This window comes from Paranoxybacillus vitaminiphilus (assembly GCF_003259935.1).
GTDB classification, from domain to species: domain Bacteria; phylum Bacillota; class Bacilli; order Bacillales; family Anoxybacillaceae; genus Paranoxybacillus; species Paranoxybacillus vitaminiphilus.
This window is the reverse complement of record NZ_QLMH01000009.1, coordinates 36,672-48,811: the sequence shown is the minus strand read 5'-3', so window position 1 is coordinate 48,811 and position 12,140 is coordinate 36,672. Positions and strand designations below refer to the sequence as shown.

General features: G+C 41.2%; 13 protein-coding genes. 1 reads left to right on the top strand and 12 read right to left on the bottom strand.

What is annotated here, in order from left to right; translation table 11 throughout:
* Positions 1-33: 33 nt before the first annotated feature.
* From B0I26_RS11250 to B0I26_RS11210, 9 genes are all read right to left on the bottom strand, one after another.
* Positions 34-1,431, bottom strand: coding sequence for a bifunctional metallophosphatase/5'-nucleotidase (locus B0I26_RS11250; RefSeq protein ID WP_111645533.1), 1,398 nt, complete (start codon positions 1,429-1,431; stop codon positions 34-36).
* A 28-nt stretch (positions 1,432-1,459) separates the two neighbouring features.
* Complete coding sequence (locus tag B0I26_RS11245) at positions 1,460-2,278, bottom strand: sulfite exporter TauE/SafE family protein (protein WP_111645532.1); 819 nt, start codon at positions 2,276-2,278, stop codon at positions 1,460-1,462.
* Between the two features lie 15 nt (positions 2,279-2,293).
* Positions 2,294-3,139: a DUF72 domain-containing protein gene (locus B0I26_RS11240; RefSeq protein ID WP_111645531.1), complete on the bottom strand. Its 846-nt coding sequence runs from the start codon at positions 3,137-3,139 to the stop codon at positions 2,294-2,296.
* Positions 3,140-3,271: 132 nt separating this feature from the next.
* Positions 3,272-4,669, bottom strand: coding sequence for a Fe-S cluster assembly protein SufB (sufB, locus tag B0I26_RS11235; protein ID WP_111645530.1), 1,398 nt, complete (start codon positions 4,667-4,669; stop codon positions 3,272-3,274).
* 31 nt (positions 4,670-4,700) lie between these two features.
* On the bottom strand, positions 4,701-5,141 hold the full coding sequence (sufU, locus tag B0I26_RS11230) for a Fe-S cluster assembly sulfur transfer protein SufU (protein WP_111645529.1): 441 nt from the start codon (positions 5,139-5,141) through the stop codon (positions 4,701-4,703).
* Positions 5,131-6,351, bottom strand: coding sequence for a cysteine desulfurase (locus B0I26_RS11225; protein WP_111645528.1), 1,221 nt, complete (start codon positions 6,349-6,351; stop codon positions 5,131-5,133). Before B0I26_RS11225 ends, sufU begins: the two co-directional genes overlap by 11 nt.
* The gene (sufD, locus tag B0I26_RS11220) at positions 6,351-7,661 is read right to left on the bottom strand and encodes a Fe-S cluster assembly protein SufD (RefSeq protein ID WP_111645527.1); all 1,311 of its coding nucleotides are present in this window, start codon (positions 7,659-7,661) and stop codon (positions 6,351-6,353) included. Before sufD ends, B0I26_RS11225 begins: the two co-directional genes overlap by 1 nt.
* A gap of 17 nt (positions 7,662-7,678) precedes the next feature.
* Positions 7,679-8,458, bottom strand: coding sequence for a Fe-S cluster assembly ATPase SufC (gene sufC / locus B0I26_RS11215; RefSeq protein ID WP_409991428.1), 780 nt, complete (start codon positions 8,456-8,458; stop codon positions 7,679-7,681).
* Between the two features lie 284 nt (positions 8,459-8,742).
* Positions 8,743-9,105, bottom strand: coding sequence for a carboxymuconolactone decarboxylase family protein (locus tag B0I26_RS11210; protein WP_245934768.1), 363 nt, complete (start codon positions 9,103-9,105; stop codon positions 8,743-8,745).
* A gap of 151 nt (positions 9,106-9,256) precedes the next feature.
* On the opposite strand from B0I26_RS11210, the gene B0I26_RS11205 reads away from it, so the two are divergent.
* A complete protein-coding gene (locus tag B0I26_RS11205) occupies positions 9,257-9,454 on the top strand; it encodes a hypothetical protein (RefSeq protein WP_111645524.1) in 198 nt (65 codons plus the stop codon).
* A 55-nt stretch (positions 9,455-9,509) separates the two neighbouring features.
* Here B0I26_RS11205 and B0I26_RS11200 read toward each other — a convergent pair whose 3' ends face one another.
* Genes B0I26_RS11200 through B0I26_RS11190 form a run of 3 tightly spaced genes read right to left on the bottom strand, consistent with a single transcriptional unit; the run spans position 9,510 to position 12,051 of the window.
* Positions 9,510-10,349 carry a MetQ/NlpA family ABC transporter substrate-binding protein gene (locus B0I26_RS11200; protein ID WP_111645523.1) on the bottom strand — a complete coding sequence of 280 codons (840 nt, stop codon included), beginning with the start codon at positions 10,347-10,349 and terminating at the stop codon, positions 9,510-9,512.
* Between the two features lie 15 nt (positions 10,350-10,364).
* Positions 10,365-11,033: a methionine ABC transporter permease gene (locus B0I26_RS11195; RefSeq protein ID WP_111645522.1), complete on the bottom strand. Its 669-nt coding sequence runs from the start codon at positions 11,031-11,033 to the stop codon at positions 10,365-10,367.
* Positions 11,023-12,051, bottom strand: a complete 1,029-nt coding sequence (locus B0I26_RS11190; protein WP_111645610.1) for a methionine ABC transporter ATP-binding protein — start codon at positions 12,049-12,051, stop codon at positions 11,023-11,025. The genes B0I26_RS11195 and B0I26_RS11190 overlap by 11 nt, the downstream gene beginning before the upstream one ends.
* Positions 12,052-12,140: the final 89 nt, after the last annotated feature.

Below are 12,140 nucleotides of genomic sequence, written 5' to 3'. Positions count from 1 at the left end.
CCTTCAATGTATGAAAAGGAAAGAAAATCGTGCCTAAGTTTTATATAAATTCGTTAATTTCCAAGCGAGCACATCGCGAAGGAACTCCGGCATATAATATTCCTTCCGCTCGGCGCGGCGGATCTCCGGATAAAGATTGCCAAATGTAAACATATCAATCGTTGCAACTGCATAGATTTTTTCTAAATCAATCGGCTCTCCGTTAATAAAAATGTGTTGAATATGTTCCAGTCCGTCGTTCATCATCTCTGTTTCAAATTGGACGCCTTCATCATACACCATCTGTCCCATGATTTTGCCGCGGAACCCGAGTCCTTTTATTTGTAATGTTTTCATCCGTTCTGTAGCAGCCTGCAAAATTACTTCCTTTAATTCGTCCCCACGTAAATACACTTTGCAAGGATTAATCGGATGCGGACAAATGCGATGTAAATCCTTTTTTGTCACAATTCCTTTATAAAGCGGCTCTAATAATACACCAGCGTTGACCATACCGATATCGCCATTGCACCACTCTTTTAACGCCTCGGCTAATAATTTTGGAAATCTCGAAGGAGCAAACCAGTGCAGCTCTAAATCCTCTGTTAATTCAACGACTGTTTCATCAAGCAGTTTTTCGCTTTGCCGGCAAAGATTTTCCAGCTTTTGTTTAGCTTCTTGACATTCTTGCAGCTCAGCCGTTTTTATTACCGATGCTTCTTTCTTAATCACTCTTTCCTGTTCATCTATTTGAAGCTTTACAACTCCAATATACTCACCGTACTTCCCTGCACCGCACAATAACGTGTTACGAATATATTGTCCTTTAGAAAGCAAATGATGCGTATGAGCACCAAGAATCAGATCAATGTCCGTAAACATTTCGGCAATTTGTTCATCTTCATGAATTCCTAAATGAGACAGCAAAATAATAAAATCCACTTGAGGCTTAAGTTCTGTTAACACCTTTTTTAATACATCAAACGGATTTTCAATGGTCCAGCCAAGCAATTCGTAAAACTTTGTAAAATGAATCGTTAAACCGATGACTCCGATTTTAAACGTGTTCGATAATTCAATAATACAGTATGGCTGTGCCCATTTTGGTCTTTCCCCGCTTCGTTTAAACAAATTCGCAACAAGAACAGGAAAAGCGGCTTTTTCATACAATTGATTTAAATGATCATGAGGCAGTGTAATCCCTTCATTATTGCCGATAGTCACTGCATCATAGCCTAAGTCATTTAACAACTCAACATTTGCTTTTCCATTCGTCGCTTCTGTAATTAGATGAAACCGATCAACAAAGTCACCAATATCGAATAAAAGCATGGTTTCGTTTCTTTGTTGATGAATCTTTCTTTGCTGCTTTAAAAACGAAACCATTTTCGGCCAATTTTCAAAATGACTGTGTATATCGTTTGTATGATAAATATAAATCGTTCTTTTCAAGCATCAGCATCCCCTTTTATCGCTGTTTTTAGGCAATGCCTTGATAAATAAGACGAATACCGAGAAGAATCAATACGATGCGCAAAATAATGACAATCGTTTTACTTTTTAGTCTTCGATTAATCAATGCCCCCGTCTTTGCGCCAAACCATACCCCTGGAATAAGCGCAAGAGAAAACAGCCATTGAACATTTCCTAAAATAATATGTGTAAATGAACTTACTAAGGAAGATAAAAAGATAATAAACATGGTCGTTGCCACCGCCACATGCGGCGGGAAGAAAAATAATAAAATCATGGCCGGCACCATTAAAGAGCCGCCGCCAATGCCAAACAAACCGCCAAAAAAGCCGACAATAAAGGAAATGACAATAGCCGGTACCGGATGATAGCCGTAGGTAATGGTTTCACCCTCGTTCGTTATATATGTACGCATAATCTTTACATTTTTCTTTTTTCTCTCATTAGCGGAGCGCCCTTGCAGCATAAGCAAGAACGAAGCAAAAATGAGAAACATTCCGAAATAAAGCGAAAAATGATCTACATTTAACAAATTGTTTACCCATGCCCCAATAATGGCTCCGGGTCCGCTTCCTAAAAAGAAAAGAAGGCCGCTTTTATAATCCACCGTCTTATGTTTCATATAGCTTAACGTTGAAGATAATCCGTTAAAAATAATAACAACAAGCGATGTTCCAACCGCAACTTGCGGCGATATATCCGGCAGAAAAGCGGTTGCTCCTAAAAACAACAAAGCAGGTACAATGATGACGCCGCCTCCCAATCCAACTAAGCTTCCAATCGTCCCTGCGGTAAAGCCGATTAAAATAAGCAATACGTATTCCATCTTTCCCTCTCCGTTCTAAAATAAGTCTAACTGCCGCGGTGCTAAATCCGTGTATTCAATACCCAGCATTTCAATAAGCTGTTTGGCATTATCCGCTGCATCGCCTCCAGAGTTATTGTTGAACAATACATAAATATTTTCCGTCTTCCTTTCTAATTGCTTTAAGTGTTCCACCCACTCCGCCAATTCCGCTTCATTATAACGATACAAATAACGGACCGCCCGCCAATTTTCGTCACTTGGCCGATTCCATCCATAAACGTTGCGTCCATGAAGACGCACAAGCGTTTTCTTTGAGTCAGTCGGATAAAGAACAGTCGGAACAGAGCCTTCTCCTGCCTGCGGTTCATCACAAATGCTATGAATCCATTTTTCCTCTTCCATAAATTTTAATGTTTTTTCATAAAAACGCGGTGTAAACCATGATTGATGCCGAAACTCAAGCGCCACCGGCACATCTCCCATTTGCGCGCGACACCAGCGCAAATACGTAACATGTTCCCGGCGGCAGTCAAACCAAGGAGGAAACTGAAATAATACCATCGCCAATTTTCCTGCTTCCATAAACGGTTCAATCGATGTTAAAAATGCCGAAAACATTTCCTCTTTGTTTTTATACGGGATTTCCCCGCGCTCATGTCCCGTCATTCCTTGATACGCTTTTACAATAAATTGGAATGATTTCGGCGTTTCGCGAATCCATTTTTCGACATTTTGCCTCGGCTGAATCGCATAAAAATAAGCATCAACCTCTACTGTTGGAAAATGGGCGGCATATTCCTGCAATTTATCTTTTGCTGATATTCCGGACGAATAAATGCTATCGTGATCTCCCCATCCGGTTAGTCCGACGTAAATCATATTCATCACCTGCAATTTCATCATACCATAAGTACCGAGCAGTGAGAAAAAGGATTGCACCTACACAATACAATATAGGCCTAAAAAAGAAAACCGATTATCCGCCTTGTTTGGCGAATAATCGGTTTGTTATTAACCGATGGAACCTTCCATTTCAAACTTGATCAGACGGTTCATTTCTACCGCATATTCCATTGGAAGCTCTCTTGTAAACGGCTCAATGAAGCCCATAACGATCATTTCTGTCGCTTCTTGCTCAGAAATGCCGCGGCTCATGAGATAGAACAATTGCTCTTCAGATACTTTCGATACTTTCGCTTCGTGCTCTAAAGAGATGTTGTCATTTAAAATTTCATTGTATGGAATTGTATCTGAAGTCGATTGGTTATCCATAATTAATGTGTCGCACTCAATGTTCGAACGTGAGCCTGCGGCTTTGCGGCCAAAATGAACGATACCCCGGTACGTTACTTTACCGCCTTGTTTAGAAATCGATTTTGAAACAATCGTTGAAGATGTATTTGGCGCAAGGTGAATCATTTTTGCACCGGCATCTTGATGCTGTCCTTTACCGGCAATCGCAATGGAAAGGGTTAAGCCGCGTGCGCCTTCTCCTTTTAAGATCACGGCTGGATATTTCATTGTTAATTTTGAACCGATGTTACCGTCGATCCATTCCATCGTCGCATTTTCTTCACAAACCGCGCGCTTCGTAACAAGGTTAAAGACGTTGTTCGCCCAGTTTTGAATCGTTGTATAACGGCAGTAAGCACCTTTCTTAACAATGATTTCAACAACCGCACTGTGCAGTGAGTTTGTCGTATACACCGGTGCTGTACAGCCTTCAACATAGTGAACATGCGCGCCTTCATCAACGATAATTAACGTGCGCTCAAATTGTCCCATGTTCTCAGAGTTAATACGGAAATACGCTTGCAGCGGCGTATCGACTTTCACTCCTTTTGGAACATAGATGAATGAGCCGCCTGACCATACCGCAGAGTTAAGTGCCGCAAACTTGTTGTCTGTTGGCGGTACTACTTTTGCCCAATACTCACGGAAAATGTCTTCGTTTTCTTTTAAAGCGGAATCTGTGTCTTTAAAAATAACACCCAGTTTCTCAAGATCTTCTTTCATATTATGGTAAACAACTTCTGATTCGTATTGAGCAGATACCCCTGCCAAATATTTTTGCTCCGCTTCCGGAATGCCAAGCTTATCGAATGTTGCCTTAATTTCCGCAGGCACTTCATCCCAAGAACGCCCAGATTTTTCTGATGGCTTTACATAATAAGTAATTTCATCGAAATCTAAGCTTGATAAGTCTCCGCCCCATTGCGGCATTGGCAAGCTGTAGAAAATATCTAATGCTTTTAAGCGGAATTCTAACATCCACTCCGGCTCATTTTTCATGCGGGAAATCTCTTCAACAATCTCTTTCGTTAAACCGCGTTTTGCACGGAAAACCGAAACATCCTTATCCACGAACCCATATTTATATTCGCCGATTTCTGGCATTTTTTTTGCCATCCGCATTCGCCCTCCTTTTTAAGCGTTACAGCTATTGCTTATTCGTATACAATCCTTTTTCCATCGCTTTCCACGCAAGTGTTGCACATTTAATGCGGGCAGGGAATTTTGAAACACCCTGAAGCGCTTCAATATCTCCTAAATCAATGGAATCATCATACTCTTTTCCTTGCATCATCTCAGAAAACACTTTTGAAAGTGTTAACGCTTCTTCCACCGTTTTCCCTTTAATCGCTTGTGTCATCATCGAAGCGGACGACATCGAAATGGAACAGCCTTCTCCTTCAAATTTCGCATCGACAATTTTTCCGTTTTCCACTTTCATTGTCAGGTGGATACGGTCACCGCACGTCGGGTTGTTCATATTAATATCGACGCTGTCGCCCTCAAGAACACCGCGATTTCTTGGGTTTTTATAATGGTCCATAATTACTTGGCGATAAAGAGTATCTAAATGATTGTTAAAAGACATGACCGAAATACTCCTTTGTTTTCTTTAATGCAGCAACAAGCTTGTCAATGTCTTCTTCTGTGTTATATAGATATAAGCTTGCACGTGCTGTCGCAGAAACGTTTAGCCATTTCATGAGCGGCTGGGCACAATGATGTCCGGCACGAACGGCGATTCCTTCCGCATCAAGCACAGTCGCCACATCATGCGGATGAACACCGTCAATATTAAATGTCACTAAACCGGCACGCTCTTTCGGACCATAAATCGTAAGTCCTTCAATCGCTGACATTTGTTCGAGCGCGTATTGTGCCAGCTTATGCTCATGAGCGGCAATGTTATTTAAGCCAATTTGCTCGAGGAAATCAATCGCTGCACCAAGGCCAATTGCTCCGGCAATAATTGGCGTACCGCCTTCAAATTTCCACGGAAGTTCCTTCCAAGTCGATTCGTATAAGCCGACAAAATCGATCATTTCCCCGCCAAACTCAACCGGCTCCATCTTCTCAAGCAATGCTTTTTTCCCGTACAACACGCCAATTCCTGTCGGTCCGCACATTTTATGCCCCGAGAATGCGAAAAAGTCGCAATCTAAATCTTGGACATCAATTTTCATATGCGGAGCACTTTGCGCACCGTCAACGACCATAATCGCTCCGTTTTTATGAGCAATTTTAGCAATCTCTTTGATTGGATTAATGGCTCCTAAAACGTTGGACACTTGTGCGACAGAAACAATTTTCGTATTTGACGTTACTGTTTTCTCCACTTCTTCAAGGCTGATGGAGCCGTCTTCTTGAAGCGGAATATACTTTAACGTTGCCCCAGTATGTTTGGCAACTTGCTGCCATGGAATAATATTGCTGTGGTGTTCCATATAAGTTATGACAATTTCGTCGCCTTCACGAAGGTTAGCGCGTCCATAGCTTGCCGCTACCGTATTAATCGCTGTCGTCGTTCCGCGCGTAAAAATGACTTCTTCGGTAGACTTCGCATTAATAAATTTGCGTACCTTTTCCCGCGCGCCTTCATACGCATCTGTTGCTTTTGTGCCAAGCGTATGCACGCCGCGGTGTACATTCGAGTTATATTCACGATAATATTTGTCAAGCGCTTCGATGACTGGAAGAGGTTTCTGAGAGGTTGCAGCGCTGTCCAAATAGACTAACGGCTTGCCATTTACTTCTTGATTCAAAATTGGAAATAGCTTACGAACCTCTTTTGCATCCATCATTTAACTTTCCTTTCGATAACCTCAATTAATTGTTTTTTCACGCTTTCAATTGGGATTTGGCTCACAACCGGTGCCAAGAAACCGTGAATAATGAGACGCTCTGCCTCCGCTTTTGGAATTCCGCGGCTCATCAAGTAGTAAAGCTGTGTCGGATCAACACGGCCAACAGAAGCAGCATGACCGGCTGTTACATCATCTTCGTCAATTAACAAAATCGGGTTCGCATCGCCGCGTGCTTTATCGCTCAACATAAGCACACGCGATTCTTGTTCAGCGTTCGATTTCGATGCGCCATGCTCAATTTTGCCGATGCCGTTGAAGATAGATGTTGCGCTGTCCTTCATCACGCCGTGTTTTAAAATATATCCTTCTGTATGTTTGCCATAATGAATGACACTTGTTGTGAAGTTTTGCGTTTGCTCACCGCGTCCGACTACCACGGTTTTTGTGTCACCAAATGAGCCGTCACCAATTAAACGAGTAATGTTTTCAGAAACCGTATCACCGTCGTTCATTAAACCTAACGCCCACTCAATGCGGCCATCACGACCTGCGATTCCGCGGCGGTTGACATATGTTGTTACTCCCTTTGCCAAATTATCAACAGCGCCAAAGAACACGCGCGCGTTTGTATTGGCAAATACTTCAGCAATAATGTTGACAACGGCATTCGCTGTTTCGTTTGTTGAAATATAGTTCTCCACATACGTTACTTTACTGTTATCATCAGCGACAACAATGACATGGTTAAACAATGCTGCTTCCGGATTTTCATGGATGTAAACAGCTTGGAGAGGTACATTTACTTCCACATTTTTTGGTACATATACGAATACACCGCCGTTGAACAGGGCCGCATGCAATGCCGTTAAGCGGTGTTCATCCACTTTAACGCCATCTTTCATGAAATATTTTGCCACAAGTTCACTATGTTCACTTACTGCTGTAAAAATATCTGTAAAAATAACACCTTTTGCCTTTAAATCTTCAGATAAGGAAATGTATGCTGCTGTATGATCACGCTGTACATATAAATTTTTATTTTCTTCGTTTAAATCAATAAGTGCTTTTACTGCCTCTGGAAGCTCTTCTAAAGAGGAAAGCGGCTTGCTTTCTACAACATGGTTTCTAAATTGCGTAAAATTCCAGTTATCAATTTTTGTTTTGTCTGGCTTTGGCAATGGCAACTCTTCTGCTTTCGCAAGAGCTTGTAAGCGAAGATTTAAAAGCCAGCTAGGTTCGCCGCGTTCTTCGGAAAACGAACGCACATAATCTTGAGTGAATGGTAATTTCGTCTCAACCGTCATAATAATCCTCCTAACGCTTACGCTTCTTGCTCAACAGCTTCGTCTTCGATACCTAGTTCTTTTTTAATCCAGTCGTAGCCTTCTGCTTCTAAACGTTGTGCTAACTCAGGACCGCCGGATTTTACAATGCGGCCTTGCATCATGACATGCACATAGTCAGGAGTAATGTAGTTCAACAAGCGTTGATAGTGCGTAATGATCAAACAGCCGAAGTCGCTGCCGCGCATTTCGTTAACGCCTTTTGAAACAATTTTTAATGCATCAATGTCAAGACCAGAGTCGATTTCGTCTAAAATAGCAATTTTTGGTTCTAGCATCATTAATTGAAGAATTTCGTTGCGCTTTTTCTCACCGCCGGAGAATCCTTCGTTTAAGTAACGATGAGCCATATCTGGATTCATTTCAAGAAACGCCATTTTTTCATCCAATTTGCGGATAAATTTCATTAACGAAATTTCGTTTCCTTCTCCAAGGCGGGCGTTAATCGCAGCGCGAAGGAAATCCGCGTTTGTGATTCCGCTGATTTCGCTTGGATATTGCATCGCTAAAAAAAGACCGGCACGAGCGCGCTCGTCTACTTCCATTTCAAGGACATCTTGACCATCAAGCGTGATGCTTCCTTGCGTTACCTCATATTTCGGATGCCCCATAATTGCCGAAGACAAAGTGGATTTTCCCGTTCCGTTCGGTCCCATGATGGCATGAATTTCTCCGCCTTTTACTTCAAGGTTAACTCCTTTTAAAATTTCTTTTCCTTCAACTGATACATGAAGATCCTTAATCGTCAACACTGCCATGACCAATACCTCCAATTTTCCACAAAAAAATTTGTGTATCTCATTGACTTTATCATATTCTCATTTTATTCTCATTACAATATTATAACAAATGAAATTTATTAGCAACCATTTAACAATATTGCTATACTTTTTAAACAAAAAAGTTTACTAAGTTTTTTATATGATATGTTCCAACATGATTGCCCGCGATCTTGCCGTTTATATTCGCGCTGAACAGGCGAAGGGCCTGACTTTCTCCAACAATAAATATGCCGTTGAGAGGCCAGACCCTTTTTTCATGTTTAATGTTTTCGGCTTAATTCAGTAACGCACTCTTGAACGAGAGTAACTGCTTGGCTCATTGCCGCTCCTCCGGCAAATGCCGCTGCAACACCGCATGCTTCTAAAATCTCCTGCTCCGATGCACCTTGATCTAGGCAGCCTTTTGTGTGATAAATCGTACAATATTCATCTTGCGTCGCTAAACTAATGCCAAGGGCGATTAGTTGCTTATCTTTTTGTGATAATGCTCCTTCTTTAAAGCATGCTTCAGTGAAAGCATTAAATGTTCCAGCTATTTCCGGCAATTTTTGCGTAAACGTTCCCAATCCTTCCTTATAATGACGCAACGCTGCTTCCGTCGATGTTTGAATTTGTTGATTCAACCCTAACACTCCTTTACTTCTAATAATCGTGTCGCTGTTAGTATGCATAAAGGAAAAGAGAATTAAACGACGAATAAATTAAACTAAATTCTAGAGCACACTTTGACGTTCCGGCAATTTGGATGGTTTGTTATGAAAGGTTGGAAGTGGAATGGGGAAATATATAGCATTATTTTTTACGATGATTGTCCTGTCTATCGGCTTATTTTATCTTGTCGTTTTCTTAATGGGTGGAGGAGAAGGAGCAACACTCGTCGATATCATCACTATTGTCGTTTCTATTCAATGCTCTGCGATAATCACCTTATTAATTGCCGTTCTTGAGCAACTGAGAAAAAATAAAAAATAACAACGGCAACATCTTTCGCTGCCGTTGTTATTAGTAGAGATACCTTTTTCTCTTCTTATTTTGAAGCAGGGATGACTGCTCCTTTATATTGTTCTTTAATGAAATCTTGAATTTCTTTTGATTGAAGCACTTCGACAAGCGTTTTAATTTCTTTACGGTTTTCATCGCCTTTACGCACGGCAATGATGTTTACGTATGGGTTATTTTCTGGAGATTCAACAGCAATCGGATCTTTTGCAGGATCTAAACCAGCATCGAGCGCATAGTTCGCATTAATTAATACAGCGTCTCCTTCATTGTTTTTGTACACTTGCGGTAATAGACCTGCTTCCACATCTGCTTCAAACACAAGTTTCTTTGGATTTTCGACAATATCGTCAACAGTTGCCTTTGTTTTGTCAACGCCTTCTTTTAATTTAATTAATCCTTTTTCTTCTAGCATTGATAAAATACGGCCATGGTCAGCAACAGAGTTGCTCATAATAATTTTTGCACCTTCTGGCAACTCTTCAAGACTTTTGTATTTTTTAGAATATACACCGATTGGCTCAATATGAATGCCGCCGGCGTTTACGAAATCATAGCCGTGTTCTTTTTTCTGAGACTCTAAATAAGGAATGTGTTGGAAATAGTTTGCATCAAGTTCTTTATCAGCAAGCGCTTTGTTTGGCAGTACATAATCCTGGAATGTAACTATTTCAAGTTCGATTCCTTTTTCCTTTAAAATTGGCTTTGCTTTTTCTAAAATTTCCGCGTGAGGCACGTTAGATGCTCCAACAACAAGCTTACTTGATTTTGTTTCTTCTTTGCCTCCATCAGCATTTTCTTTACTGCCGCATGCCGCAAGAGAGAACAATAACACAACGGCAAATAAAGCTGTTAACCACTTTTTCATCTCTAATATCCTCCTTTATCGTTTATCTATTTTAGAAGTGACAAAGTCACCAATAAACTGAATCACAAAGACAATGATTAAAATTAACACAGTTGCTACGAATGTGACATCATTATGATTGCGCTGAAAACCTTCTAAATAAGCAAGATTTCCTAAGCCGCCTGCTCCAACGACACCAGCCATTGCTGTATAGCCGACAAGCGCGATGGCTGTTACGGTTATTCCGGAAACAAGCGCCGGCATCGATTCAGGCAGCAATACTTTAAAAATAATCGTCGATGTTGTTGCTCCCATTGATTTCGCTGCTTCAATGACACCTTTATCAATTTCACGAAGAGCAATTTCCACCATGCGGGCATAGAAAGGTGCTGCACCAATAATTAATGCCGGCAATGCCGCCTCGGCACCGAGAATGGTGCCGACAATGAGTTTCGTAAACGGAATCAGCAAAATAATTAAGATAATAAATGGAATGGAACGAAAAATATTCACAAAAGCAGCGATCATTGTATTAGCTAGTTTATTTTCCCATATATTCCCTTTCGAAGTTAAAAACAACAACAAACCGAGAATGATGCCGAGAACGAACGTAGCCAATACAGAAATCCCTGTCATATAAAGTGTTTCAGCCGTAGCTGCCCAAATTTTTTCCCACTGTACATTCGGCAAGAGATTACTCCACATTCGTCATCACCTCCGCTTCTACTTGTTGTTGACGAATGTAATCAATCACCTTATCCATTTCTTCCTCAGTACCATCGATATGGATAAATAACACACCATATGCTCCCTGATGCGTTTGCGAGATTTTTCCCTGAACAATATTGACACTCACATTAAATTTCCGAATGATGTTTGTCATTAACGGCTGTTCTGCTGCATCACCAACAAATGTTAATTGAATCACTCTTCCTTGCGGATACTTTTCCAGCAAATGAGAAATCGTTTCTTTTGTTTCTTCCGGCTCTGTCACTTGCTGCACGAAACGCTTTGTAATTGGCTGCTCCGGTTTGCGGAACACACGGAGCACTTCCCCTTCTTCAACGATTTTTCCGCTTTCCATTACCGCTACTCTGTCGCAAATTTTTCGAATGACATGCATCTCATGAGTAATGAGCACGATCGTTAAACCGAGACGCTTATTAATATCAACAAGTAAATCAAGAATGGAATCCGTTGTCTGCGGATCTAAAGCAGAAGTCGCCTCATCGCACAGCAATACTTTCGGATTATTCGCCAAAGCACGGGCAATCCCGACACGCTGTTTTTGTCCTCCGCTTAATTGCGATGGATATGCATTTTCACGTCCTTCTAATCCGACTAGTTTAATAAGTTCATCTACCCGTTTGAGGCGCTCTTTTTTTGGTACCCCGGCAATTTCTAACGGAAAAGCTATATTTTCCCGTACCGTTCTTGACCATAATAAATTAAAATGCTGAAAAATCATGCCGATCTCTTGACGTGCCTTGCGCAGCTCTCTTCCTTTAATGTTGGCCATATCACGCCCAGCAACAATGACTTGACCGCTTGTTGCCTTTTCTAAACCGTTCAGCATGCGAATTAAAGAGCTTTTTCCCGCACCGCTGTAACCGATAATGCCAAAAATCTCACCTTCACGGATATGTAAACTGACATTGTCAACAGCTGTTACCGTTCCGCTTTTTGCTTTATAAATTTTCGTGACATTTGACAGTGTAATCATGCGTGCCTCACCTTCCTTCTTCTGCTGCTTATTTTCCGTAACAAAAAAGCCTTTCTGCTCAAGAGAACAGAAAGGCATTATTTCCCAAT